General features: G+C 74.0%; 24 protein-coding genes and 1 pseudogene. 6 read left to right on the top strand and 19 right to left on the bottom strand.

The features are described from left to right. Positions 1-33 precede the first annotated feature (33 nt). Positions 34-1,281 (top strand): glycoside hydrolase family 3 N-terminal domain-containing protein, encoded by a 1,248-nt coding sequence (locus BIV28_RS04640; protein ID WP_242652768.1) that lies wholly within the window; start codon positions 34-36, stop codon positions 1,279-1,281. Positions 1,282-1,320: 39 nt separating this feature from the next. Here BIV28_RS04640 and tsaD read toward each other — a convergent pair whose 3' ends face one another. The 9 genes from tsaD to glmS all read right to left on the bottom strand — a co-directional run bounded on the left by tsaD (position 1,321) and on the right by glmS (position 10,650). Then, positions 1,321-2,367, bottom strand: coding sequence for a tRNA (adenosine(37)-N6)-threonylcarbamoyltransferase complex transferase subunit TsaD (gene tsaD / locus BIV28_RS04635; RefSeq protein WP_076259704.1), 1,047 nt, complete (start codon positions 2,365-2,367; stop codon positions 1,321-1,323). Further along, the gene (rimI, locus tag BIV28_RS04630; RefSeq protein WP_207555770.1) at positions 2,364-2,876 is read right to left on the bottom strand and encodes a ribosomal protein S18-alanine N-acetyltransferase; all 513 of its coding nucleotides are present in this window, start codon (positions 2,874-2,876) and stop codon (positions 2,364-2,366) included. Before rimI ends, tsaD begins: the two co-directional genes overlap by 4 nt. 5 nt (positions 2,877-2,881) lie before the next feature. Then, positions 2,882-3,616 (bottom strand): tRNA (adenosine(37)-N6)-threonylcarbamoyltransferase complex dimerization subunit type 1 TsaB, encoded by a 735-nt coding sequence (gene tsaB, locus BIV28_RS04625; RefSeq protein ID WP_076259702.1) that lies wholly within the window; start codon positions 3,614-3,616, stop codon positions 2,882-2,884. Between the two features lie 31 nt (positions 3,617-3,647). Then, on the bottom strand, positions 3,648-4,211 hold the full coding sequence (gene tsaE / locus BIV28_RS04620; RefSeq protein ID WP_083707037.1) for a tRNA (adenosine(37)-N6)-threonylcarbamoyltransferase complex ATPase subunit type 1 TsaE: 564 nt from the start codon (positions 4,209-4,211) through the stop codon (positions 3,648-3,650). Between the two features lie 3 nt (positions 4,212-4,214). Further along, positions 4,215-5,501, bottom strand: a complete 1,287-nt coding sequence (locus BIV28_RS04615; RefSeq protein WP_076259701.1) for an alpha/beta fold hydrolase — start codon at positions 5,499-5,501, stop codon at positions 4,215-4,217. Further along, on the bottom strand, positions 5,498-6,769 hold the full coding sequence (gene alr / locus BIV28_RS04610) for an alanine racemase (RefSeq protein ID WP_076259699.1): 1,272 nt from the start codon (positions 6,767-6,769) through the stop codon (positions 5,498-5,500). Before alr ends, BIV28_RS04615 begins: the two co-directional genes overlap by 4 nt. Positions 6,770-6,829: 60 nt before the next feature. Beyond that, positions 6,830-8,374, bottom strand: a complete 1,545-nt coding sequence (locus BIV28_RS04605; protein WP_076259697.1) for a bifunctional ADP-dependent NAD(P)H-hydrate dehydratase/NAD(P)H-hydrate epimerase — start codon at positions 8,372-8,374, stop codon at positions 6,830-6,832. Positions 8,375-8,438: 64 nt separating this feature from the next. Further along, positions 8,439-8,789 (bottom strand): holo-ACP synthase, encoded by a 351-nt coding sequence (locus BIV28_RS04600; RefSeq protein ID WP_076259696.1) that lies wholly within the window; start codon positions 8,787-8,789, stop codon positions 8,439-8,441. A gap of 1 nt (position 8,790) precedes the next feature. Next, a complete protein-coding gene (glmS, locus tag BIV28_RS04595; RefSeq protein WP_076259694.1) occupies positions 8,791-10,650 on the bottom strand; it encodes a glutamine--fructose-6-phosphate transaminase (isomerizing) in 1,860 nt (619 codons plus the stop codon). An 82-nt stretch (positions 10,651-10,732) separates the two neighbouring features. On the opposite strand from glmS, the gene coaA reads away from it, so the two are divergent. After that, entirely contained in the window at positions 10,733-11,731 is a 999-nt protein-coding gene (coaA, locus tag BIV28_RS04590; protein ID WP_423221530.1) for a type I pantothenate kinase, read from the top strand. 98 nt (positions 11,732-11,829) lie between these two features. Here coaA and BIV28_RS19885 read toward each other — a convergent pair whose 3' ends face one another. The 6 genes from BIV28_RS19885 to BIV28_RS04560 all read right to left on the bottom strand — a co-directional run bounded on the left by BIV28_RS19885 (position 11,830) and on the right by BIV28_RS04560 (position 18,237). After that, entirely contained in the window at positions 11,830-13,074 is a 1,245-nt protein-coding gene (locus BIV28_RS19885; RefSeq protein WP_207555769.1) for an aggregation-promoting factor C-terminal-like domain-containing protein, read from the bottom strand. 339 nt (positions 13,075-13,413) lie between these two features. After that, positions 13,414-14,649, bottom strand: a complete 1,236-nt coding sequence (locus tag BIV28_RS04580) for an RNA 5'-3' helicase PhoH2 (RefSeq protein WP_242652771.1) — start codon at positions 14,647-14,649, stop codon at positions 13,414-13,416. Positions 14,650-15,211: 562 nt separating this feature from the next. Next, on the bottom strand, positions 15,212-15,565 hold the full coding sequence (locus BIV28_RS04575) for a hypothetical protein (RefSeq protein WP_076259691.1): 354 nt from the start codon (positions 15,563-15,565) through the stop codon (positions 15,212-15,214). Continuing rightward, positions 15,562-16,233 (bottom strand): hypothetical protein, encoded by a 672-nt coding sequence (locus BIV28_RS04570; protein WP_076259690.1) that lies wholly within the window; start codon positions 16,231-16,233, stop codon positions 15,562-15,564. Before BIV28_RS04570 ends, BIV28_RS04575 begins: the two co-directional genes overlap by 4 nt. A gap of 182 nt (positions 16,234-16,415) precedes the next feature. Beyond that, positions 16,416-17,378, bottom strand: coding sequence for a WXG100 family type VII secretion target (locus BIV28_RS04565; protein ID WP_076259688.1), 963 nt, complete (start codon positions 17,376-17,378; stop codon positions 16,416-16,418). Between the two features lie 97 nt (positions 17,379-17,475). Beyond that, positions 17,476-18,237 (bottom strand): isoprenyl transferase, encoded by a 762-nt coding sequence (locus tag BIV28_RS04560; protein ID WP_083707045.1) that lies wholly within the window; start codon positions 18,235-18,237, stop codon positions 17,476-17,478. Between the two features lie 227 nt (positions 18,238-18,464). Here BIV28_RS04560 and trhA point away from each other — a divergent pair, with 227 nt between their 5' ends. Continuing rightward, positions 18,465-19,184, top strand: a complete 720-nt coding sequence (gene trhA / locus BIV28_RS04555; RefSeq protein WP_076259686.1) for a PAQR family membrane homeostasis protein TrhA — start codon at positions 18,465-18,467, stop codon at positions 19,182-19,184. 90 nt (positions 19,185-19,274) lie between these two features. Here trhA and BIV28_RS04550 read toward each other — a convergent pair whose 3' ends face one another. After that, a complete protein-coding gene (locus BIV28_RS04550) occupies positions 19,275-19,556 on the bottom strand; it encodes a hypothetical protein (protein WP_076259684.1) in 282 nt (93 codons plus the stop codon). A 191-nt stretch (positions 19,557-19,747) separates the two neighbouring features. After that, positions 19,748-20,641: pseudogene (gene mca, locus BIV28_RS04545) on the bottom strand (mycothiol conjugate amidase Mca); the annotation flags it as partial. A gap of 238 nt (positions 20,642-20,879) precedes the next feature. Between mca and BIV28_RS04540 the strand changes: the two are divergent. Together BIV28_RS04540 and greA are read left to right on the top strand one after the other, a co-directional pair. Beyond that, positions 20,880-21,248, top strand: coding sequence for a DUF4307 domain-containing protein (locus BIV28_RS04540; protein WP_076259680.1), 369 nt, complete (start codon positions 20,880-20,882; stop codon positions 21,246-21,248). Between the two features lie 237 nt (positions 21,249-21,485). Beyond that, complete coding sequence (gene greA / locus BIV28_RS04535; protein WP_076259678.1) at positions 21,486-21,974, top strand: transcription elongation factor GreA; 489 nt, start codon at positions 21,486-21,488, stop codon at positions 21,972-21,974. Between the two features lie 190 nt (positions 21,975-22,164). Here greA and BIV28_RS04530 read toward each other — a convergent pair whose 3' ends face one another. Both BIV28_RS04530 and BIV28_RS04525 read right to left on the bottom strand, forming a co-directional pair. After that, entirely contained in the window at positions 22,165-23,520 is a 1,356-nt protein-coding gene (locus tag BIV28_RS04530) for a glutamate mutase L (protein ID WP_076259676.1), read from the bottom strand. 19 nt (positions 23,521-23,539) lie between these two features. Then, a complete protein-coding gene (locus BIV28_RS04525; protein WP_076259675.1) occupies positions 23,540-24,718 on the bottom strand; it encodes a cystathionine gamma-synthase in 1,179 nt (392 codons plus the stop codon). Positions 24,719-24,819: 101 nt separating this feature from the next. Here BIV28_RS04525 and BIV28_RS04520 point away from each other — a divergent pair, with 101 nt between their 5' ends. After that, positions 24,820-25,539, top strand: coding sequence for an SGNH/GDSL hydrolase family protein (locus tag BIV28_RS04520; protein ID WP_083707036.1), 720 nt, complete (start codon positions 24,820-24,822; stop codon positions 25,537-25,539). The last annotated feature ends 5 nt before the right edge of the window (positions 25,540-25,544 follow it).

Below are 25,544 nucleotides of genomic sequence, written 5' to 3'. Positions count from 1 at the left end.
CACCGACGCCTGCGGGCATCCGGAGGTGGTCGCGTGCGCCTCGGCGCGGCCGTCGCGGTCGGCGCGGTCGCGCTGCTCGCCGCCTGCTCGTCGACACCCGGTCCGACCGCGTCGACCTCCCCGGCCGGGTCCTCGCCCGCGGGCACGAGCACGCCCGGCACGTCCACGGTGTCCCCCACCTCGACGGCTCCGGCGACGAGCACCGCGACCCCGACGCCGACCCCGACGCAGTCGTGCGCCCAGCGCATCGTCGCCGGCATGAGCGCCACCGAGCGCGCCGGCCAGCTGCTCATGGTGGGGCTCGACGCGAACGCCGCCCGCACCAGCCTCGACGCGCTCGTCCAGGCCCGCCACCTCGGCGGCGTCATCCTCCTCGGTGGCTGGCACTCCGGTTCGGCGCGTGTCGAGGCCACGACCCGCCACCTCGCCTCGCTCGCCGGGCCGAGCACGGCGAACCTCGGCCTGCTCCTCGCCGCCGACCAGGAGGGCGGGGCCGTGCAGCAGCTGCAGGGCGAGGGCTTCAGCACCATCCCCTCGGCCCTCGACCAGACCGCCGACGGTGCGTCCGCGCTGCGGTCCGACGCCGCACGGTGGGCCCGGCAGCTGGCCGCCGCGGGCATCAACGTCAACCTCGCGCCCGTCGCCGACACGGTGCCGGACTCGGTCGGCCGCGACAACAAGCCCATCGGCTTCTACGGCCGGGAGTACTCGAACGACCCGTCGACGAACTCGCGGATGGTCACGGCCTTCGTCAAGGGCATGCGGGCCGGCGACGTCGCCGCGACCGTCAAGCACTTCCCCGGCCTCGGCCGGATCACCGGCAACACCGACGTCACGGCCACCGGCATCACCGACCGCACGACGACGACCGACGACGCCTACCTCGAGCCGTTCGAGTCGGGCATCCGCGCCGGCGCCGACCTCGTCATGGTCGGCTCGGCGATCTACAGCCGGATCGATCCCGGCACGAATGCCGTCTTCTCCAGGCCGATCGTCACCGACCTGCTGCGTGGCCGGCTGGGTTACGACGGCGTCGTCATCACCGACGACGTCGGCAAGGCCAAGGCCGTCGCGGCCGTGCCCGCCGGCGAGCGCGCGACCCGGTTCGTCGCGGCGGGCGGCGACATCGTCCTCACCGCCAGCCCCTCGACGGTCGGCCCGATGCACCGGGCGCTCAAGGCGGCCATCGCGGCCGACCCCGGGTTCGCGGCGAAGGTCCAGGCCGCGGCCACCCGCGTCGTCGACCTCAAGATCCGGATGGGTCTGGCTCGCTGCAGCTGAGCGGCCCGGCCCGGACCAGGGCCAGAACCGGTCCCCGCGTCAGGCGCTCACGACCTCGACCGGCATCGAGGAGTCGGTGGGCAGGCCGAGGTCGCTCGGCTCGCGGCCCTTGGCCACCATCTGCGCGCCGAGCGCGGCGACCATCGCCCCGTTGTCGGTGCACAGGCCCGGCCGCGGCACGCGGAGCGTCACCCCGGCCTTGGCGCAGCGTTCCTCGGCCAGGGCCCGCAGCCGCGAGTTGGCTGCGACGCCGCCGCCGATGAGCAGGTGGTCGACGTCGTTCTCCTTGCAGGCGAGCAGGGCCTTGCGGGTCAGCACGTCGACGACGGCCTCCTGGAAGCTCGCGGCGACGTCGGCGACCGGCACGGTCTCGCCGGCCCGCTGACGCGTCTCGACCCACCGCGCGACGGCGGTCTTGAGGCCGGAGAAGGAGAAGTCGAAGCGGTGGCGCTCCATGTCGCGCCCGGTGGTCAGGCCGCGAGGGAAGTCGATGGCGACCCGGTTGCCCTCGCGGGCGGCCCGGTCGACGTGCGGGCCGCCGGGGAACGGGAGCCCGAGCACGCGGGCCACCTTGTCGAAGGCCTCGCCGGCGGCGTCGTCCATCGTCGAACCGAGCGACCGGACGTCGTTGGTCACGTCGGGCACGAGCAGCAGCGAGGAGTGTCCGCCCGACACGAGCATCGCCATCGTCGGCTCGGGCAGCGGCCCGTGCTCGACGATGTCGACGGCGACGTGCGAGGCGAGGTGGTTGACGCCGTAGAGCGGCTTGTCGAGCGCGACGGCGAGCGCCTTGGCCGACGCGACGCCGACGAGCAGCGCTCCCGCCAGGCCCGGCCCGCTCGTCACCGAGATGGCGTCGAGGTCGCGCAGCGCCACGCCGGCCTCGCGGCAGGCCCGCTCGATGGTCGGGACCATCGCCTCGAGGTGGGCCCGGCTCGCGACCTCGGGCACGACGCCGCCGAAGCGGGCGTGCTCGTCGACGCTGCTGGCGACGGTGTCGACGAGCAGCGTCTGGCCGTGGACGATGCCGACCCCGGTCTCGTCGCAGGAGGTCTCGATGCCGAGGACGAGCGGCGCGTCGCTCATGCCTCTCCCTTCGTCACGAGGAGGCGCATGACGAGGGCGTCGACGTCTCGGGGCTGGTAGTAGCGGCGGCGCACCGAGATGACCTCGAAGCCGGCGCGGTCGTAGAGGCGGCGAGCGGCGTCGTTGTCGGCGCGCACCTCGAGCAGCACGGCCTCGACGCCGTGGGCCCGGGCCCGCCGGAGCAGCTCGTCGAGCAGGACCCGCCCGACGCCGCGGCCCTGGTGGGTCGGGGCCGTTGCGACGGTCATGACGTCGGCGGTGTCGCCGGCGAGGTCGAGCCCCGCGTAGCCGGCCACGGCCCCGTCGGCGTCGCGGGCGAGGACGTACTCCCGGCGGGGGCGGGCGGCCAGCTCGGACCACCACGTCTGCGGCGACCACGCGTCGTCGGCGAAGAGCTGCTGCTCGAGGTCGGCGAGCGTCGGCAGGTCGGCCCACTCGAGCTCGTGCAGCGTGAGGCCGTCGGGCCCGCCCTCGGGGACGGGTACGGCACCGGGAAGCGCGTCGGCCACGGCGCTCACCCGAGCGTCGACTTGGTCGAGAACGCGGCGGGCGCGGCGTCGGGCCGGCGCAGGTAGAGCGGCTCGAGCCCGTCGAAGCCGTGGCCCGGGTCGACGAGCTGCCGCCCCGGCGCGTCGGCACCGCCCGGGACGGTGGCGTGCCCGTCGGCGCCGTGCAGCCGTCGGGCCGCGAGGTCGGCGAGCGCCCCGGCGTCGACGTCGAGCGGGCCGATGCCGTGCGGGAGGGCGTCGGGGTAGAGCCCGGGACCGCGGCCGGCGGTCGGGAGGGCGCGCAGGTCGGCGTCGAGGTCGGCGGCCCGCGAGACGATCGGGCCCTGCACCCGGGTCGCCCCGGCGTCGTCGAGCGCGTACCGGGCGGCGTACACCTCCTTGCGCCGGGCGTCGGTGGCCACGAGGAGGTCGCCGCGGCGGCCACCGAGCCACGCCTCGTGGGCGAGGGCGTCGGGGCTCGTCAGGCCGCGGACCGGCAGGCCGAGCGCGAAGGCGAAGGTGCGGCCGGTGACGATCCCGACCCGCAGTCCGGTGAACGGCCCGGGCCCGATGCCGACGACGACGTCGGTGACATCGGCCGGCGCGGCACCGGCGTCGGCGAGCGCCGAGCGGACGCCGGGGGCCAGGTGCTCGGCGTGCGCCCGCGCGTCGAGGGTGGTGGCCCGAGAAAGGACCGAGGACCCGTCGTGCAGGGCGACCGTGATGGCCGTCGTCGAGGTGTCGATCGCGAGCAGGAGCACGTGCGTCAGGCTATCCGAGCGCCGGCAGCCGTCAGGACGTGGCGGTGGCGCCGTCGGCGGAGTCCGCGGCGCCGCCGTCGGCGGAGTCCGCGGCGGCGCCGTCGGCGAGGTCGGCGGTGGGCTCGGCGGTGGGCTCGGCGAGCGCGTCGAGCACGGCGTCCCACCTCGGGCCGACGCCATGGGCGTGGACCGCGCGCACGTCCTCGCCGGTCAGCGTCAGCTCGAGCCGCTCCTCGCTCAGCTGCTCCGCGAGCCCCGCGCCCCACTCGACGACGGTGACGCTGGCGTCGAGGTCGGCGTCGAGGTCGAGGTCGTCGAGCTCGAGGGCGCTGCCGAGCCGGTAGGCGTCGACGTGCACGAGGGCCGGGCCGCCGACGAGCGAGGGGTGCACGCGCGCGATGACGAAGGTCGGTGAGGTGATCGGGCCGCGGACCCCGAGCCCCTCGGCGATGCCCTGGGTCAGGGTCGTCTTGCCGGCGCCGAGGTCACCGGTGAGCACGAGGAGGTCGCCGCCGCGCAGCAGCGCGCCGAGGCGCCGGCCGAAGTCCTGGGTGTCGTCGGTCGAGCGCCACGTGAAGGTCGCCGAGCGCGCCACGGCTCAGCCCTCGCGGGCCGGGCGGGCCGTGCGACCGCGCGCGCCGCGTCGGCGCTGGGAGCGGACGAGCTCGTCGGCCTGCTGCTCGAGCCGCCGCTGGCGGCGGCCCTTGGCGACGTCGGTGACGATGCGCCGCACCCGCGGCTGGCGCGCCACATCGACCTGCTCGGCCCGGGCCCGCGCGGCCTGCTCGACGAGCGTCACGAGCTGGGTGTCGAGCAGGTCGGGGTGCTCGAGCATGATGACGTGGCCCGCGTCGTTGACGACGACGTGCTCGGCGCCGGGGATGGCCTCGACGATCAGCTCGCTGTGCGAGGGCGGGGTGAGGATGTCCTCGCGGCCGTTGAAGACGAGGACGACCGCGTGCCGGAACGAGGCGAGCGTCGGCCGCTTGTCGAAGCCGTCGAAGGTCTTGAGGTAGTCGTTGATGACGTCGAGGGGCGTGCCGAGCAGGATGTCGGCGGTGTAGCGCACGACCGAGCGCGGCACCGGGGACGCGAACGAGTTCTGCTCGACGAGGAACAGCTCGACGTCGCGGCCGACCCGGCGGATGCGGCTGAAGACCTCGGGGCGGGTGGACAGCGGCCCGAGCACACCGGGGCCGAGCCGCTCGAGGAAGGTGCGCCCGAACGTCGCCATCCGCCCGCCGTTGGCGAGGGTGAGGCCACCGGGGCTCGTCGCGACGAAGCCGGCGCCGACGACGCGGCTCGCGACGAGCGCGGGGTCGTGCTCGGCGAGCGACATCATCGTCATGCCACCCATCGAGTGGCCCACGAGGACGACGTCGCCGGTCGGCACGAGCTGCTCGATGACGTGGCGCAGGTCCTCGCCCAAGCGCTCGATCGTGTAGCTGTCGCGCTCGCCCCGGCCGGAGCGGCCGTGGCCGCGCTGGTCCCAGCTGACGACGCGGAACCCGGCCGCCTTGAGCGCGCGACGCTGGTACACCCAGCAGCGCAGGCTGAGGCAGTAGCCGTGGGTGAGCACGACGGTCGGCAGCTCGGAGGCCCGCCCCCGACGCGTCGTGCCCCGGGCCGCTGCGGTGGCCGTGGCCGGGTCGGGGACGTCGACCTCGGCGTGGAGGGCGACGCCGTCGCTCGTCAGGACGACGTGCTCCTCGTCGGGGGTGATGTCGAGCAGCTCGGGGGTCTCGAGGGCGGCCATCGCCGCGCGGTGCTTGCCAGCGCGGTCGGCGGCGATCCCCGCGGCCACGCCGGCCGCGACGCCCGCGGCCACGCCGATGCTCGCGGCGGCGATCCCGAGAACGGGGTTTCGCCTCTGCCGTGGGGTCATGCCTGGTCCTTCGTCACTGCGACGCCGGACGCGTCGTCGGCGGGAGACGTACCCGTCGGTAGCGCTTCACCCACGTGCAGTCTCGGCACGCGGGCACCGAGGCGGGTCACGATCTCGTAGCTGATGGTGTCGGTGGCGTCGGCCCAGTCCTGCGCGGTCGGCTCGCCCGGTGCACCGCCGAAGAGGGTGACGACGTCGCCGGCCTGCGCCGTGGCGCCGGGGCCGAGGTCGACGACGAACTGGTCCATGCAGACACGACCGGCGATCGTCGTGCGGAGGTCACCGACGCGGACCGGGCCGACGTTGGTCGCATTGCGCGGGATGCCGTCGCCGTACCCCGCCGGCACGAGACCGACGACGGTGTCGACCGACGGGGTGTACACGTGGCCGTAGCTGATGCCCTGGCCGGCCGGGAGCCGCTTGACGAGCGCGAGCCGGGCCCGCAGCGTCATGACCGGGCGCAGCCCGAAGTCGTCGTCGAGCTGGGGCACGGGCGTCAGGCCGTACATCGCGATGCCGGGTCGCACGAGGTCGGCGTGGGCCGACGGGTGAACGAGCGTCGCGGCCGAGTTGGCCAGGTGGCGCAGCTCGGGCCGCAGCCCGGCACGCTCGGCCTCGGCGACGGCGTCGAAGAACCGCTCCTGCTGGGCCAGGACGGTCGGGTGCTCGGGCGCGTCGGCGTGGGCGAAGTGGGTCCAGATGCCGACGACGCGGACGGCACCCTCGGCCTCGAGGCGTCGGGCGTGGTCGACGAGGACGCCCCAGTCGGCGCCGTAGGCACCGCCCCGGCCGAGGCCGCTGTCGACCTTGAGGTGGATGCGCGCGGTGCGCCCCAGAGCACGGGCGGCGGCCGCGACCTCGTCGAGGACCCACGGGGCCGACGCGGACAGGTCGATGTCGCGCGCCACGGCGCCGGCGAAGTCGCTGCCGGGGACACTGAGCCAGGTGAGCAGGCGGGGCTCGGTCAGGCCGGCGTCGCGCAGGGCGAACGCCTCGGCGAACTGGGCCGCGCCGAGCCACGTGGCTCCGGCGGCCACGGCGGTGCGGGCGACGGGCAGCAGGCCGTGGCCGTAGGCGTCGGCCTTGACGACGGCCATGAACTCCGAGGACGGCGCGAGGGAGCGCAGCGTGCGGACGTTGGCGGCGAGCGCGTCGTGGTCGATCTCGGCCCACACCGTGGTGCCGTGGGTCGAGGGCAGCCCCGGTCGGCCGTCGGGCCCGGCCGGCGGGCGGGACGCGTCGGGTGCGGTGGTGTCGGTCGTGCTCATCGGGTGCAGTCTCGCAGTTCCGGACGGCGTCCGCGTCCGGGGGTCGTGGTGACGCACGGGTCACTCGGGGGACGAGCGGCCCCGCCGGAGGAGGTCGCGGACCGTCGCGCGCACGCCCTGGGCCACGGCGAGCGCCCGCAGGGGCCCTCCCCCGGACACCCGGTCGGCGGTCACGCCGTGCACGAGCGCGCCGAGCGATCCCGCGTCGTGCGGCGACAGGCCCGAGGCGAGCAGCGTGCCGACGATCCCGGAGAGCACGTCGCCGGCGCCGGCGGTCGCGAGCCACGGCGGTGCGTCGGCCTGGCTGCGCACCGGCTCGCCCTCGGTGACGACGAGCGTCGTCGCGCCCTTGAGCAGCACGGTCGCCCCGGTCAGGGCGGCCAGGCGACGCGCGTGGCGCAGCGGGTGGGCCCTGACGGCGTCGACCGTCACGTCGGCGCCGTCGTCGAGACGGGTCAGCAGCCGGGCGAGCTCGCCCGCGTGCGGGGTCAGCAGGGTCGGGGCGTCGCGGTGGCCGGTGAGCAGGTCGAGGCCACCGGCGTCGACGACGACGGGCAGGTCGCTCGCGAGCGCGGCGCGGGCCACCGCGAGCTGGGCACCCGCCTCGGCGTCGGCGTCCCCGCTCGACGCGTCGAGCCCGGGCCCGACGACCCAGGCCTGGACGCGCCCGTCGCCGATGACGGCCTCGGGCACCGCCTGGCGCACCAGCGCGGTGGGGGTCGGGGTGCCGACGTAGCGCAGCATCCCGACGCCGGCCTCGGCCGCCGCCGTCGTGCAGAGCACCGCCGCGCCGGCGTAGGACTCGCCACCCGCGACGACGCCGAGCACGCCCCGGGAGTACTTGTCGTCGGACTGGCCGGGCACCGGCCACAGCCGGGCGACGTCGTCGTGGGTGAGCCGCTCGACCGCGGCGTCGACGTCGTCGAGGTGCAGGCCGATGTCGACCACGGTGAGCCGGCCCGAGGCCGCCTCCCCCGCCGGAAGCAGGTGCACCGGCTTGGGCGCGCCGAAGGTGACGGTCTCGTCGGCCCAGACGGCGTCGTCGTCGGTGGGGCCACCCGCGTCGGCGGCGTCGGGGGCTCCCTCGGCGTCGCGCCACCCGCCGTCGGGGTCGAGGCCGCTCGCCACGTCGACGGCCAGCACCCACGCGTCGTCGTCGACGGCGTCGACGAGCCGGGCGGCGTCGGGGCGCAGTCCCGGGCGCCCACCGATGCCGACGATCCCGTCGAGCACGACGTCGGCCTCGGCGACGGCACCCTGCGCCGCGGCAGGGTCCTGCCCCGCCACGTGCACGACGGTGCCGGCCTCCTCTGCGGCAGCCAGGCCGGCGGCGTGGACGCCGTCGCGCCCGCTCGCAGGCAGCAGCACCACCGCGGCCGGGTAGCCCGCCTCGGCGAGGTGGGCGACGGCGAAGAGGGTGTCTCCCCCGTTGGCCCCGGCCCCGACGAGCCCCACGACGGTGGCGCCGTCGTGGTCGGCGAGGCGCGCGGCGGCCACCTCGGCCAGGCCGCGCGAGGCGCGGTCCATCAGCTCGCCCTCGGGCAGCTCGGCCATGGCGGCCTGCTCGACGGCCCGGACCGTCTCGACGTCGTAGGCGCGGATCATCGGCTCTCCTCGGTGGGCGCGGTGGGCGCGGTGGGCTGCAGGTGAGGTCGTGCCGGCGGACCGGCTAGCCCTCGGCGACGACGACGGCGGAGGCGATGCCGGCGTCGTGGGACAGGGACACGTGGAAGCTGTCGACGCCGAGGTCGCCGGCTCGCGCCGCGACCGTGCCGCCGATCTCGAGGGAGGGCCGGCCGTCCTCGTTCGTCACGACGCGCGCGTCGGTCCAGTGCAGGCCGACCGGCGCGCCGAGCGCCTTGGCGAGGGCCTCCTTGGCAGCGAACCGTGCCGCGAGCGAGGCGATCCCGAGGTCGCGCTCCTCGGGCGTGAAGAGACGGTCGCGCAACGCCGGCGTGCGCTCGAGCGTCTGCTCGAAGCGCGCGATGTCGACGACGTCGATGCCGACCCCGACGATCACGTCACTCGACCGTGACGGACTTGGCGAGGTTGCGGGGCTGGTCGACGTCGAGGCCCTTGGCCGTGGACAGCCACAGCGCGAAGACCTGCAGCGGCACGACCGTGAGCAGCGGGGCGAGCAGCGGCGAGGTGGCGGGCACCCGGATGACCTCGTCGGCGAACGGGACGACGGCCTCGTCGCCCTCCTCGGCGATGACGAGGGTGCGGGCGCCACGCGCGCGGATCTCCTGGATGTTGGAGACGACCTTGCCGTGCAGGCCGTGCTCGCTCGTCGGCGAGGGCACGACGACGAAGACCGGCTGACCGGGCTCGATGAGCGCGATCGGGCCGTGCTTGAGCTCGCCGGCGGCGAAGCCCTCGGCGTGGATGTACGCGAGCTCCTTGAGCTTGAGCGCGCCCTCCATGGCGATCGGGTAGCCGACGTGCCGGCCGAGGAAGAGCACCGAGCGGGTGTCGGCCATGAACTTCGCGATCTCCTTGACCCGGCCCATCTGGCCGAGCAGGGTCTCGATCTTGGCCGGGACCTCGGCGAGCTCCTTCATGACCGCGGCGGCGTCGTCGGCGAAGGAGCCGCCACGCAGCTGGGCCAGGTAGAGGCCCAGCACGTAGCAGGCGGTGATCTGGGCGAGGAAGGCCTTCGTCGAGGCGACGGCGATCTCGGGGCCGGCGTGCGTGTAGAGGACGGCGTCGGACTCGCGCGGGATCGTCGAGCCGTGCGTGTTGCACACCGAGACCGTGAGGGCGCCTAGCTCGCGGGCGTGCTTGACGGCCATCAGGGTGTCCATGGTCTCGCCGGACTGGCTGATCGAGACGACGAGCGTGCGCTCGTTGACGATGGGGTCGCAGTAGCGGAACTCGTGGGCGAGGGCGACCTCGACGGGGATCCGCGTCCAGTGCTCGATGGCGTACTTGGCGACCATGCCGGCGTACGCGGCCGTACCGCAGGCGACGATGGTGATCCGGTCGACGGCCTTGAGCTGCTCCTCGGAGATGCTCATCTCGTCGAGGACGAGCCGGCCGTCGATGTCGGTGCGACCGAGCAGGGTGTCGGCGACCGCGTGCGGCTGGTCGTTGATCTCCTTCTCCATGAAGGTCGCGTAGCCGCCCTTCTCGGCGGCCGCGGCGTCCCACGTGACCTCGTAGGCCTTGCCCTCGGCGGGCGTGCCGTCGAAGTTGACGACCGTGGCGCCGTCGGGGGTGATCGTGACGATCTGGTCCTGGGCCAGCTCGAGGGCGTGGCGGGTGTGGCCGATGAAGGCCGCGACGTCGGAGCCGAGGTAGTTGGCGTCCTCGCCGAGACCGACGACGAGGGGGCTGTTGCGGCGGGCGCCGACGACGACGCCCGGCTGGTCGGCGTGGATCGCGAGGAGCGTGAAGGCGCCCTCGAGGTCGGCCACGACGGTGCGCATCGCCGCAGTGAGGTCGCCCTCGGCGTCGTAGGCGCGGGCCACGAGGTGGGCCACGACCTCGGTGTCGGTCTCGCTCGCGAACTCGACGCCGTCGGCGAGCAGGCCCTTCTTCAGGGCGTGGAAGTTCTCGATGATGCCGTTGTGGATGAGGGCGAGTTTGCCGTCCTTGCCACCGCGGTGCGGGTGGGCGTTCTCGTCGGTGGGGCCGCCGTGGGTGGCCCAGCGGGTGTGCCCGATGCCGGTGGTCGAGCTGGGCAGCGGGTTCGCCTCGAGCTCGGCGGCGAGGTTGGCCAGCTTGCCCGACTTCTTGCGGGTCTCCACGTGGTCGCCGTCGACGAGGGCGACGCCGGCGGAGTCGTAGCCCCGGTACTCGAGGCGGGCCAGCCCCTCCATGACGACGTCGAGCGCCGTCCCGTCGTCCGAGCGCCCGACGTATCCAACGATTCCGCACATGGACCCCAGCCTAGGGGACCCACCCGGCACGCACGGCCACGCCCGTGCGGCACCGGCGGGGCGCGTCCGACACAATGGCGGCGTGTCGCAGCGAACCAGCCGGCCGTCCGTCGTGCCCGGCCCCGGTAACGGGGGGCCCGGGTCGCCGGTGCCCTCGCCGTACGTCGAGTTCGACCGCGCGGCCTGGTCGAGGCTGCGCGAGAACCACCCGCTCAACCTCGACGACGCCGACCTGACGCGGCTGCGCGGCCTCGGCGACCGCGTCGACCTCAACGAGGTCGAGGAGGTCTACCTGCCGCTCTCGCGCCTGCTCAACTTCTACGTCGGGGCCACGCGACAGCTGCACCAGGTGACGAGCGAGTTCCTCGGGGAGCGTCCGGCCAAGACACCGTTCGTCATCGGCGTCGCCGGCTCCGTGGCCGTCGGCAAGTCGACGACGGCCCGCATCCTGCGCGAGATGCTCGCCCGCTGGCCCGACACCCCCGAGGTCGCGCTCGTGACGACCGACGGGTTCCTCTTCCCCAACGCGGAGCTCGAGGAGCGGGGGCTGCTCGGGCGCAAGGGCTTCCCGGAGTCCTACGACCGCCGGGCGCTGCTGCGGTTCGTCGCCGACATCAAGTCGGGCCGGTCCGAGGTGTCGGCACCGGTGTACTCGCACCTGACCTACGACATCGTCCCCGGCGAGCGCATCGTCGTGCGCCAGCCCGACGTGCTCATCGTCGAGGGCCTCAACGTGCTCCAGGCTCCCGAGGTGCACCCGGTGCGCGGCACGGGCCTGGCCGTCAGCGACTTCTTCGACTTCTCGGTCTTCGTCGACGCGTGGGTCGATGACATCCGCAGCTGGTACGTCGAGCGCTTCCTGCGCCTGCGCGAGACCGCGTTCTCGGACCCGCACTCCTACTTCCACCGCTACGCCGTGCTGTCCGACGACGAGGCCGTCGCGACGGCCAACCGGATCTGGCGCGAGATCAACGGCCCGAACCTCGTGCAGAACATCCAGCCCACGAGGTCGCGGGCCACGCTCGTGCTGACCAAGGGCGCCGACCACGGCGTACGGCGGGTCCGGCTCCGCAAGATCTGACCCGCCCTCGCCGCTGGGCCGGGACGGCCCGGACGCGCGAGCGGCCCACTCCGGGTGGGGCGGGCCGCTCGGTCGTCGCGCGAGGGCTCGGCAGCGGCTCAGTACCAGTGCGGCGAGCGCGCCTGCCACGTCGACCACGCGTTGCACGGGTTGCCGTAGGACATGTCGATGTACCAGAGGCCCCACTTGATCTGGGTCAGAGGGTTGGTGCGCCAGTCGCCGCCCATCTGGGCCATCTTGCGACCCGGGAGGGACTGCGGGATGCCGTAGGCGCCCGAGGACGGGTTCTCGGCCGTGTAGCGCCAGCCGCTCTCGCCGGTCCAGAGGTTGACGAGGCAGTTGTACTGGGCGTCGCTCGTCCAGCCGTAGTCGGCCATGAGGACGCGGGCGGCGCTCTTCGGGTCGTCGATCGCGTTGTCGATGGCCCGCTGGCGCTCCTTCTCCAGCGCGGCCTGCTCGGCGGCAGCCTTGGCCTCGGCGGCCTTGCGGGCCGCCTCCTTCTTCTTCTTGACCTCGAGGGCGGCGGCGTCGCGCAGCCCCGTGGCGACGATCGCGGTGCGGCGCTCGTTGCGCGACACCGACGCCGCGGCGCGGTAGGTCGTGTCGACGGTCGAGGCGCGGGCCAGCTCGTCGGTCTGGGCCACGACGCCCGAGCCGACGACGAACGCGGCCGGGTCGGCCCCGATGAGGTTGGTCGACTTGGCGTAGGCGAAGCCGGAGGCGCCGAGGCCGACGGCCAGGGCACCGGCGAGGACCGGGCGGCCGACGCGGCGCTTGCGCTTGGCCGGCTTGTGGTCGCGCCGGCGGGTCAGCACCTGGGTGTCCTCGGAGACGGCCGAAGCCGGTGCCGGGACCGCCGGGGCCGAGCCGCGACGCGGTTGGGTCGGGGCGTCCGCGACCGGCGCCGCGTGGCGGCGGGTGCGGTCGTCGGTCGAGCGCTCGCGGGCCTCGGGGTGCGCCGGACGCGCGGGCGTCTCGCGGCGCACGGCGGCGGGACGGGCACCCTCGCGGCGGGACCCGTCGGGACGCGCAGCCTCGGGACGCGCGGCCTCGGGTCGCGATGCGTCGGGGCGGGTCAGCCGGGCCGTCGGCGCGGGGCGCTCGGCGCGGGCCCACTCGTGGAGGGGGCGCTCGGTGCGCTCGGAGCTCTGCGGGCGCTCCGGGCTCTGGGGGCGCTGGGCGCGCTCGGCCTGGATGCGGTCGAGCCGGGCGGTGCGGTCGACGGTCTGGGGGACCTCGACGCGGGGACGGTCGGTGTGGTGTCCCGGCTGGGGTCGGGTGGACCCGTTCGGGCCGGGTGCGGGGCTCGACGCGTTGCGATGGCGGCCTTCGTACCGTGCCATAGAGGTGGGGTCAGCCTTCCTGCGGTCTCGGGGCACGTCGACCGACCGCGCGCCGTGACCCGGCAGGGCGCACGAGAGTGCGACCTGGGAGTACGACGGTGGATGCGAGCGGAACGACGGTGGAGGGGGGGTGTTCGAGGCGATCCCGGGTCGAGCACGCCCTCGCTCCCCACAGCCAAGTCGTTATCGTTCCGAGATCTTCAGCCCCCCACGGTGCCAGCCGACCCCGCCTCGAAGCAAGTCGGCACCCACCGCACGGGGCCGGGCCACGCAGGTGACCCAGCGGTAAGGGTCCCCGAGTCCGACGCCCGGGGACCCTCTACCGCGGTGTGACTCAGGTCACATCTCGATGCCCTCGAGCAGGTCTGTGACGAGTGCGGCGATGGGGCTGCGCTCGCTGCGGGTCAGCGTGACGTGGGCGAAGAGCGGGTGGCCCTTGAGCTTCTCGATGACGGCCGCGACGCCGTCGTGCCGGCCGACCCGCAGGTTGTCGCGCTGGGCGACGTCGTGGGTCAGCACGACCTTGCTGTTCTGCCCGATGCGCGACAGGACGGTGAGCAGCACGTTGCGCTCGAGCGACTGGGCCTCGTCGACGACGACGAACGCGTCGTGCAGCGAGCGTCCGCGGATGTGGGTCAGCGGCAGCACCTCGAGCAGGCCGCGGTCCATGACCTCCTCGACGACCTCCGTCGACACGAGGGCGCTCAACGTGTCGAAGACCGCCTGGCCCCACGGGTTCATCTTCTCGTCGGCGGTGCCGGGCAGGTAGCCGAGCTCCTGGCCGCCGACCGCGAAGAGCGGGCGGAAGACGATGACCTTGCGCTGGACGCGTCGCTCCATGACCGACTCGAGTCCGGCGCACAGCGCGAGCGCCGACTTGCCGGTGCCGGCCCGGCCGCCGAGGCTGACGATGCCGACGTCGGGGTCGAGCAGCAGGTCGAGGGCGATGCGCTGCTCGGCGCTGCGGCCGTGCAGGCCGAACGCGTCGCGGTCGCCGCGCACGAGCCGGATCTGCTTGTCGGCCCCGACCCGCCCCAGGCCGCTTCCCCGCGGCGAGAGCAGGACGAGCCCGGTGTGGCACGGCAGCTCGGCCGCGCCGGCGTGCTCGATGCGGCCGCGGTCGTAGAGCTGGTCGAGCTCGTCGGTCGTGACCTCGAGCTCGGTCATACCGGTCCAGCCGGAGTCGACGCCCTGCTCGTGGCGGTACTCCTCGGCCTCGAGGCCGCACGCCGACGCCTTGACCCGCATCGGGAGGTCCTTGCTGACGATGGTGACGTCGGCACCCTCGTTCGACAGGTTCTTGGCGACCGACAGGATGCGGGTGTCGTTGTCCCCCAGGCGGAAACCGGCCGGCAGCGACATCGGGTCGGTGTGGTTGAGCTCGACGCGGAGGGTGCCGCCGGTGTCGCCGACGCGGACCGGCTCGTCGAGACGGCCGGCGCTGATGCGCAGGTCGTCGAGCAGGCGCAGGGCCTGCCGGGCGAAGTAGCCGAGCTCGGGGTGGTGCCGCTTGCCCTCGAGCTCGGTGACGACGACGACGGGCAGGACGACCTCGTGCTCGGCGAACCGGAGCATGGCCCGAGGGTCGGACAGGAGCACCGACGTGTCGAGGACGTACGTCTTGTGCGAAGGACGTTCGCGGGTGGTGGCGCGTGTGGAGGCCGCGGCCGGCTTGGTGGTCGTGCTGGCGGAGTCCGTCGTGACCGGACGAGTCGTGCGTGCCATGTCCCACTCCCTAGGCGGCGCGCGTCGCGCGCCTACTCGCTCCCGAGGTGCCGGGCGGTGACCACCAGAGGGTGGCGCAGGGCCCGGCCCTCCGTCCTGAGCGATCGCTCCATCGGTGGGCCTCCTGGCAACGTCCGACGGGTGTCGGCCGTTGGCACGACGGTACGACCAGGGACCGACGGCGACGGGTATTGGACGACGCTCGATCCGCGTGTCGCGCCACTGTTAACCGGCGCGCAACACCCGCTCCCCCTGGCCGTCCACCGGCAGCCACCTGCCGACACACCTTCCGCCTCCTGCCGCGGGGACGCCGACGCCCGCGGGGCCCTCGAAGGGCACCACGGGCGTCGGGACGTCGGGGCCGGTGGCCGGCCGGCCGTTCGGTCAGTCGGTGGCCCGGTGGCTCGGTGGCTCAGGACCAGGGCGAGCGGCCCATGACCCGCACGTACTCGCGCTTCCACGCCCAGCGGCGCAGCGCGATGCCGAGGCCGACGAGCCCACCGCCGCAGAAGATCGCGAGCAGCAGGTAGCCGACGTTCATCGCGCCGTCGGCACCGGCGTCGGCCTGCTTCTTGAGCATGAGGAAGAAGACGACGCCCACGACGATGAAGGCGAGGAAGAAGATCGCCATGAGCGCGGGCTCGCGGATCTTCAGCGTGAGCAGGCCGCGCTCCTGGCTGACGTAGGCGAACGGCTCCTTGGGCGGGGTCGGGCCGGTGCCCGGCGCGCTCGTGCCCTGCTCGTGCCCGGGGTTCGGGGTGCTCACGCGGGGACCTCCTCGGCGTAGAGGCCGCCGACGACCTCCTGCAGGCCGGCATCGTCGACGACGCCACCGGTGCCCGTGCCGGGGCCGGCGACGTCGCGCAGGGCCTCGAAGCCGGAGCCGGATCGTCGGATGGCGAGGTTGCTCGTGCCCTCGAGGGTCTGCACCTCGAGGAAGACGCCGGAGGACGGGTTGGCCTCGAAGCGCTCGCGCACCAGGGCGGTGACGAGGGCGGCGCGGTCGACGTCGGGCTCCCCGAGACGGATGAACCACGACGCGAGCTGGCGCGGCTGCATCAGGGCCGTCACCGCGTCGGACTCGAGGAAGACGACGAAGTCGAGCTGGCTGACGTCGTCGCCGACGAGCCCGATGCGCGTCCAGCGGGTCGTCGCACCCGTGACGTACTCGACGAGCGCGGCGTTGGAGAGCGTCTCGCCGGAGTCGTCGTCCTTGAGGCGGAACCAGCCGCGCGCGGCGAGGCCCGACGCGCCCGCGAGCAGCGCGCCCTCGTCGGCGGCGCGGGGGTCGAGCATGAGGATGCGGCGCGAGCGCTCGCCGGCCGGGGTCTCGTGGCGCGACAGGAGGTAGGCCAGCTCGCCGGCGCCGAGGCCGAAGACCTCGTCGGGCAGGTCGAAGGCCGCCAGCGGCGTGCCCTTCATCGGGTCGGACATGGTGCTCCTCGTCCTCGTGCGTCAGGTCGTGCGTCAGGTCGTGAGTCGGTCGTGCGGGTGTGTCGTGGTGCGGCTCGGGGCCGGTGGCGGGCCGGTGGCGGAGGGGGGCCCCGCCGCGATGGTGTCACGCCGGGTCCGGCGCCGACCCAGCCAGTCTCGGTCGGATCGGCGCCGCCCGCGCGTCAGAAGGGCCAGACCTTGTCGGCGACGTCGCCGATGGCGTCACCGGCGTCGGAGGCGAAGTCGCCCACCGCGTCCACGGCGTCGGAGGTGAAGTCACCCACGGCGTCGACGGCGTCACCGGTGAAGTCGGTGATGGTGTCCCAGTTGTCGTAGACGAGCTGGCCGACGGCCATGCCGCCGGCAGCGATGCCGCAGACGACGTCGACCGGCGGCGGCGTCATGAGCGCCGCGGCGCCGAGACCGGTCATGACGCCGTCGTAGCCGGCGCGGCCGTAGTTGCCCTCGGCGATGTCGTTGGCGACCGTGAACCCGCCGAACGCGACACCCACCGGGCCGAGGGCCTTGCCCACCGTGCCCAGGGTGCGGGCCAGGGCCCCGCCCTCGGTCAGGGCCGGCATGAACCGCGACAGCGAGCTCCAGTTCTTGGGGTTGAGCGCCTCGCCGAACTCGGCGAGGCGGCCGGTCTTCCAGGCCTGGGAGAGGTTCTTGAAGAGGCCGAGGTCGCGGTCCCAGCTGCCGAGGTTGCCGAGGAAGTTGCGGATCTTCATGCCGGTGCCGAGCAGGCCGACGGCCGTCCCGAGGCCCTTGATCGGCGTCCAGATGCCCTTGAGGAGGTCGAAGCCGGGGATGCCGCCGTCGTTGCCGCCGCTCTTGCCGCCGGGGCCGAGGGGGCCGGCCCCGCCGGAGCCCTGGCCGCTCGTCGTGTCCTGCGCGCCGGCGTTGCGGCGCAGCGCCTCGGCGAGCTTGCCGAGGTCGGTGCCGAACTGGCCGAGCTGGGCGTCGAGCGGCGGCCACTTGCTCATCAGGTGCTCGAGGTCGCCTCCGCCCCAGTTGCCCTTGATGGCGTTGACGGCCCGCGTGGCCTCGCCGCGGACCGACTCGCACTCGCGCACGTGGCCGGTGATCCGCTCGGCCGCCGATCGCAGCGCGACCGGGTCGGCACCCTTCTTGTAGATGGCCATTGGCTCTCCCCTGTGATGGACGACGTCCGAAACCTATGCAACGGCCCCCGGGCCTGCAATGGGGAGCGGTCCCCATCGCGGCCCGGGCCGGTTCACCTCACGTGCCGAAGCGTCGGTGCCTCCCGGCGTAGGCGCGCAGCGCGCGGAGGAAGTCGACGTGCCGGAAGTCGGGCCAGTAGGCCTCGCAGAAGTAGAACTCCGACGTCGCGCTCTGCCAGAGCAGGAAGCCGCCGAGGCGCTGCTCCCCCGACGTGCGGATGACGAGGTCGGGGTCGGGCTGGCCCTTGGTGTAGAGGTGCCCGGCGATGTCCTCGACGGTGATGCCGGCGGCGATCTGCTCGATCGACTCGCCGCGCGCGGCCCGCTCGAGGAGGAGGTCGCGGACGGCGTCGGCGATCTCGCGGCGCCCGCCGTAGGGCACCGCGACGTTGACGGTCATGCCGGTGACGGCGGCGGTGCGCTCGGCCGAGGCGCGCAGGCTCGCGGCGGTGTCGGCGGGGAGCAGGTCGAGGGCCCCGACGATGCGCACGTGCCAGTGGCCGGCGTCGGCGAGGTCGGAGACCGCGGTCTCGATGATCTTGAGGAGCGGCTCGAGCTCCTCCTGCGGACGGTGCAGGTTGTCGGTCGAGAGCAGCCAGAGCGTCACGTACTCGACGCCGGCCTCGCGGCACCACTCGAGCAGCTCCTCGATCTTGTCGGCGCCGGCCTGGTGCCCGGTGGCCGTGCCCTCGCCGCGCGCCTTGGCCCACCGGCGGTTGCCGTCGAGCATGACGGCGACGTGCCGCGGGAGGGACTCCTTGGGGAGGTCCTTGAGGACCCGACGCTCGTACGCGCCGTAGACCACATCGCGCCACCCCACGGGGGCCTCCTCGTCGATGTCGGACGTCGCCGACCGCGGATGGGCCGGTCCCGGACCGCCGTCCACTGCTCGGGCAGCCCCGGTGGGCCACGCTCCCACCGTACCCCTCGCCCCCTCGCGCCCGACCGCGGCCGGGCGCCCGCCACGAGGGCTTCACACGACCTTCACAGGAGGAGTTCGCGACCTACGCCCCCGTAACTTACGGTTGCGTAGGTTAGACTCGCGCCATGACCCCCGACCAGCACCGCACCACCGGTCCGGACGCCGAGGACGCCCCGGGCGCCGTCGCCGAGCTCGTCGCCGCCGTCAAGCCCCGCCTGCGCGGCTGGCTGCACCTCGGCATGTTCCCCGTCGCCGTCGTCGGCGGGCTCGTGCTCGTGCTCCTGTCCGATCCCGGTGCGGTGCGCACCGCGTCGGTCGTCTTCACCGTCACCGCGGGGCTGCTCTTCGGGGTCTCCGCCGTCTACCACCGCGGCACGTGGGGCCCCCGGGCCGGCGCGCTGCTCAAGCGGCTCGACCACTCGAACATCTACCTCATCATCGCGGGCACCTACACGCCGTTCGCCGTGACCCTGCTGCCGACCACGCAGGCCCGGATCCTGCTGTCGATCATCTGGTCGGCCGCGATCGGCGGCGTCGTCTTCCGCATCCTCTGGGTCAGCGCGCCGCGCTGGCTCTACACCGGGCTCTACATCGCGCTCGGCTGGACCGCCGTCTTCTACGTCGTGCCGTTCTGGAAGGCCGGCGGTCCGCTCATCGGCTCGCTCATCGGCCTCGGCGGCATCCTCTACACCGTCGGCGGCGTCATCTACGGCACGAAGCGGCCCAACCCCTCGCCGCGCTGGTTCGGCTTCCACGAGGTCTTCCACGCCTTCACCCTCGGCGGGTTCGCCTCGCACTTCGCCGCGGTCACGCTCGCGGTCGTCGGGTACCAGGCCATCAGCTGAGGCCGACGCCAGCCGACCAGTTCAGGACGTGCAGCGAGGCCCCCGGTTCGCCGGGGGCCTCGCTGCGTCTGGTCGTGCGTCCCGCTGCGCTCAGCGGGTCGGGCCCTGCGGGTCGGCCTCGGGGGCGTCCGCGTCGGGGGAACCCGGCCGGTCGATGCCGCCCGTGCCGCCCGTGCCATCGGTGCTGCCCGTGCCGGACGCGTCGGCGGGCGTCGTACCCTCCTCTTGGGCACGTTCGCGGTCGCGGTAGGCCATCCGTCGCAGCCGGGAGTTCATGTTGCGCACGAGGAACCACAGCGCCACGGCGAGGACGAAGAACGCGATGAAGCCCCAGATCCCGGGGCCGATGGGCAGGTTGCCGCCGTCGGCCATCAGTCCTGCACCTCCTCGCCGGACGCGTCGGCTCCGGCCTGCTCGTCGGTGGCGGTGCCGGTGTCGGAACCGCCTTCGGTGTCGGTGTCGGTGTCGGCGTGGGTCTCGGCGCTGTCGCCGCGCACTGCGCCCGTCGCCGTGGTCGCCTCCTCGGCGCCCTCCTGCGGCTCCGGCTCCTCCGGGAGGCGTCCGTCGTAGGCGACCGTGAGGTCGCGACGCGTCGCGAGGGCGTCGGCCTCGGCCGGCGTGCCGAGCCCGGCGAAGAGGTCGTCCTCGCCGTCGGCGACCGGCACGTAGGACAGCGCCGCCTCGAACTGCTCGACGGGCCAGACGCGCTGCTGGATCGACAGCGGCACCTGGAACCAGAAGCCGTCGGGGTCCACCTGCGTCGCGTGGGCCAGCAGGGCGCGGTCGCGGGTCTCGAAGAACTCCCCGCAGTCGATGGTCGTCGTCGTGCGGCCGTCGCGGCGCGGCTTCCAGTTGGCGAGCCACTCGGCGTACGGGCTCTCGAGCCCCTCCTCGACCATCGCCTCGTGGATGAGGGTCAGGCGCTCCTTGCTCCAGCCGCCGTTGTAGTAGATCTTCAGCGGCTGCCACGGCTCGCCGGCGTGCGGGTAGCGCTCGGGGTCACCGGCCGCCTGGAACGCCGCCATCGACACCGTGTGGCACATGATGTGGTCCGGGTGCGGGTAGCCGCCCTTCTCGTCGTAGGTCGTCATGACGTGCGGCCGCCACTGCCGGATGACGCGGACGAGCGCCTCGGTGGTCACCTCGAGGTCCTCGAGACCGAAGCAGCCGTCGGGCAGCGGCGGCAGCGGGTCGCCCTCGGGCAGCCCGGAGTCGACGAAGCCGAGCCACGTGTGCTCGCAGCCGAGGACCTCCTGGGCCGCCTTCATCTCGTCGCGCCGCACCTGGGCGATGTCGCGCAGGATGTGGGCGTCGTTCTTCAGCTTCTCGTTGAGGATGTCGCCGCGCTCGCCGCCGGTGCACGAGACGACCATGACCGACGCGCCCTCCGCGACGTACTTCGCGGTGGTCGCGGCGCCCTTGCTCGACTCGTCGTCGGGGTGCGCGTGCACCGCCATCAACCTCATGCCCTCGGCCACGTGGCTCCCTGCTGTCGTCCGTCGTTGCTGATCGGTGGTTTGTAGGTCGCGCGGCTCCGCCGGGTGGGCGTGCCGCGGACGCGGCGACGGGCGGCTGTTGGGCTGCTGCCGGACCGCCGTCGGGGGCCCGCCTCCCGTGGGGGACACTGGACCCGTCCGCCATCCTCTCACCACCCGTCGCGCCTGCCGCCCGGGCCTCGACCGCCAGGACCACTGCATGCCGTCCCGACCGACGCTCCCCCGCCCCGCCCCCGGCACGACGAAGTGGTGGGTCATCGGCACCCTCGGTGTTCTCGCGATGTCGGCGATCGCGGTGTGGTTCGGCCTGTCCGCGACGCTCGGGCGACCTGCCTTCGAGACGGTCGGCTACAAGGTCGTCGACGACCGCACGGTCCGCGTCACGTTCAGCCTGACGCGTCCGGACGGCAAGGCCCTGACGTGCACCGTCGAGGCCCTGGCCCGCGACTTCTCCCCCGTCGGCACGGCCCGCGTCGAGGTTCCCGCGGGTCCCGACACCGTCACGACGACGGCCACGCTGCGCACGACGTCGCGGGCCGTCACCGGCCAGGTTCGCGACTGCGGCTGACCCGCCTGCGGGACCGGGACCAACCGGCACGGACCGGACCGGCCCGCGGCGTCCCCAAACAGGCCGTGACCTGCGTCTTCGGCGCTCGCTTTGCTACGCTTGGTCCTTCACCCAGGGTCCGGACCGGTTGCCCGCGCAGGCAGATGCCAGCAGGCGACAGCCACGGTCGGGCCCTTCGTACATGTGAGACGCCCACGCGGACCCGCGTGGGCGTCGGTTCATCGAGGAGTGACACAAGTGACCGAGACTGCTGCTGGTGGTTTCCTGACGCAGGAGGCCTACGACCGCCTCAAGGCGGAGCTGGACCACCTGTCCGGCGAGGGTCGCATCGAGATCGCGCAGAAGATCGAGGAGGCCCGCGAGGAGGGCGACCTCAAGGAGAACGGCGGCTACCACGCCGCGCGCGAGGAGCAGGGCAAGATGGAGGCCCGCATCCGCCAGCTCACCGAGCTGCTCCACAACGCCAAGATCGGCGAGACCCCGGCCGACGACGGTGTCGTCGAGCCCGGCATGGTCGTCACCGTCGAGATCTTCGGCGACGAGGAGACCTTCCTGCTCGGCAACCGCGAGATCGCCGACGGCTCCGACCTGCAGGTCTTCTCCGAGAAGTCCGCGATGGGCGCCGCGATCAACGGCAAGAGCGTCGGCGACAGCACCTCCTACGAGGCGCCGAACGGCAAGACCATCGAGGTCAAGATCCTCAAGGCCAAGCCGTACTCGGCCTGACCCCACACGTCGAACGGGCCGGCTCCCCCACGGGGAGCCGGCCCGTTCCGCGTCCGGGGGCAGGTCCGCCGCAGGTCCGCCGACCGCAGGACGACCGTTGGTGCGACCCAGGTGGCAACACGCCGGCCGACACGCGGGCCGAGCGAACATGTCGTGAACCAATGGTCGCCCGACGGACCCGGTCGAGACGTCAGGGGAGGATCTGGGCGGCGACGGCACGGGCGAGGTCGGGGGCCTCGGCGGCGAGCAGCCCGGCGGCGAAGAGCAGGTAGCGCTCGTCGACGCGGGCGCCGGCCTCGCGCGGCACCTTCCAGCCGCCGGCGTGGTCGGCCAGCACCGCCTCGAGGACGTGGTCGCGGCCCGACGCGTCGGCATGGCGCAGGACGCCGCCGGAGCCGACGAGCGTCGTGACGTTGGCCAGGGGGCGCGGCGACTCGGTCGGCTGGGCCGGACGCGCGTGGCGCCGCACCGCGACGAGCGCGGCGAGGCGGGCCAGCTCGAGGTCGAGGGCGCGCTCCGTGGCGTCGGTCGGCAGCAGCCCGGGCTGCTCGTGGGCGCGCTCGGCCCACGCCCGGAGGTCCGCGGTGCCCGGCGCAGCGTCGGGGCCGGCGCCGAGCAGGTGCTCCTCGACCGCGGCCTCGAGGACGTGGAGGGCGTTCCAGCGCAAGCCGAGGTCGCCCTCGACGGTGCGCGCGTGCCAGAGCGGGGCCACGACGTCCTTGCGCAGCGACGCGTCCTCGCCCTCCGGCGTCAGGCACGAGTACACGTCGGTCGTGGCTCCCCCGACGTCGACGACCATGACGTCGCCGCCGCCGAGCCCCGCGAGCACCTCGACGCCACCGAGGACGGCGTCGGGCGTCGCGGCCTGCACCATGGCCGCGAACGCTGGGTCGCGCGAGAGGCCCTTGCCGCCGATGACGTGGTGCAGGAACCCCTGGCGGATCGCCGCCCGCGCCGACTCCGGGGCGATGACGCCGATCTGCGGCAGGACGTTGTCGGCGGCGACGGTCGGCCGGGAGGTCGCGGCGAGGAGGGCGAGCGCCTCGGTGCGGGCCTCGACGTTGCCGGCGACGACGACGGGCACGGCGTGGTCCCCGTGCCCGCCGACCGCGAGGCGCGCCAGCCGCTCGGCGTTGTGGAGCAGGACGTCGGCGTTGCCGCCGTCGGTGCCGCCGACGAGCAGCACGATGTCGGGTCGTGACGCGCGGACCGCGGCCGCGGCGTCGGTGGTCAGGGCGCCCGCGGCCACGTGCACGACCTTGGCCCCGGCCGACAGCCCGACGCGCCGGCCGGCCTGCGCCGTCACGGTGGCCTCGTAGCCGACGACGGCGAGCCGCAGCCCTCCCCCGGCGCTCGAGCAGGCCCGGACCGACGCGTCGGCCGGGACCTGGAGCGCGGCCCGGAGGGCGCGGTAGCCGTCGAGGACGTCACCGCGCCCGAGCGTGCCGGTGGTCGGCGTCGCGCCCGTCGCCAGGACGGTGCCGTCGTCGGCGAGCAGCGCGCCCTTGGTGAAGGTCGAGCCGAAGTCGACCGCGAGGAGCGTCACGCGGGAGAGGGTGTCGCGCTCAGCCGTGGATGTCGAGCGCCTCGCGGAGGTCGGCGATGAGGTCGTCGACGTCCTCGATGCCGACCGAGAGCCGGATGAGGTCACCCGGCACCTCGAGCTCGGTGCCGGCGACGCTCGCGTGCGTCATCCGACCCGGGTGCTCGATGAGCGACTCGACGCCACCGAGCGACTCCCCGAGCGTCCAGAGGCGGACGGCCGCGCAGGCCTTGACGGCGGCGTCCTCGCCCCGACGCATCCGGAAGCTGACCATGCCGCCGAAGCGCTTCATCTGGCGGGCGGCGACGTCGTGGTTGGCGTGCTCGGGCAGGCCCGGGTAGAGCACCTGCGAGACGCCGTCGTGGCCCTTGAGGAACTCGACGACCTTCTCGGCGTTGTCGCAGTGGCGCTCCATGCGCACGGCGAGCGTCTTGAGCCCGCGGAGCGTCAGCCACGAGTCGAACGGACCGGCGACGCCGCCGATGCTGTTCTGGTGGAAGGCGATCCGGTCCTCGGCGTCGGCCATGCCGGGCACCGTGATGTCGGCGCGGGTGACGACGGCGCCGCCGACGACGTCGCTGTGGCCGCCGGAGTACTTCGTCGTGGAGTGGGTCACGATGTCGGCGCCGAGCGCGATGGGGCTCTGCAGGTACGCGGTGGCGAAGGTGTTGTCGACGACGAGCACGGCACCGGCCTCGTGGGCGATGCCGGCGATGGCCTCGATGTCGGCGATGCCGAGGAGCGGGTTGGTGGGCGTCTCGACCCAGACCATCTTCGTCTGACCGGGGCGGATCGCCGCGCGGACGGCCTCGAGGTCGCCCATGTCGGCGATCGAGTGCTCGATGCCCTGCGGCCGGGCGACCTTGTTGAAGTAGCGGTACGTGCCGCCGTAGGCGTCGTTCGGCACGACGACGTGGTCGCCGGGCACGAGCAGGGCCCGCGCCACGGTGTCCTGGCCGGCGAGGCCGGAGGCGAAGGCGAAGCCGCGGCTGCCGCCCTCGAGCGCCGCGATGCACTCCTCGAGCGCCGTGCGGGTCGGGTTGGCCGAGCGGCTGTACTCGTAGCCGCTGCGGAAGCCGCCGATGCCGTCCTGCTTGTAGGTCGACACCTGGTAGATCGGGGTGACCACGGCACCGGTGAGGGCGTCGGCCTCCTGGCCGGCGTGGATGGCGCGCGTGGAGAAGCCGTGCTCGTCAGACATGGGCACGAGCCTATGCCCTGGTGCCGGCGCCGCCGACCGCCCACCTGTGGGTGCGGCCCATTCCCCCGTGACCTCCCGGGCACCTCTGAGATGCTGCCGACGTGGGGTCCGACTTCGCCTACTCCAACCACAGCCACCGGCCGCGCGGCCCGGTGCTGTCGACGCTGTCGGCCGTCGTGCCAGCCGTCCGCGTCGTGCAGGAGCAGGTGCAGCCGTACGCGGCGTGGTGGGAGTCGCACAACCGCGTCGCGGCCGCGGGCCGCGAGCCGCTCTGGGTGGCCCTCGGCGACTCCATGACGCAGGGCATCGGCGCGAGCGCACCCGACCGCGGCTGGGTCGGTCAGCTCGACGAGCGCCTGACCCGGCGCGGTTGGGACCACCGCGTCGTCAACCTCGGGGTCAACGGCGCCCGGGTCGAGGACCTCCTCGAGCGGCAGCTGCCGGTGCTCGAGGCGCTCAGCAGCACCGACCGACCCGCGGCGCTCGTCACGGTCGTCATCGGCTCGAACGACATCGTGCTGCGCCGCCACCGCCGCGGGCTCGTCGAGCGCTTCGGCCGGATGCTCGACCGGCTGCCCGAGCACGCGGTCGTGTCGAACCTGCCCAACCCGCACCACGAGGCCCGGACCATCGACGCGATGCTCCGCGAGCGCGCCGACGCCGGACGCCTGGTGCTCGTCGACCTCCGGCGCGAGGGGCCGCGCTCCTGGCGGGGACGCCTCGCGTCGGACAAGTTCCACCCGAACGACCGCGGCTACGCCGACCTCGCGACGGTCGTGGAGCGCACCCTCGAGCGTTCCGGCCTGCTGTCCCGGCCCTGAGACGG

Origin of the sequence: Intrasporangium flavum, from assembly GCF_001956915.1 — a bacterium.
GTDB classification, from domain to species: domain Bacteria; phylum Actinomycetota; class Actinomycetes; order Actinomycetales; family Dermatophilaceae; genus Monashia; species Monashia flava.
Note: the sequence above shows the minus strand (reverse complement) of the source record. Positions and strands in the feature narration are given on the sequence as shown.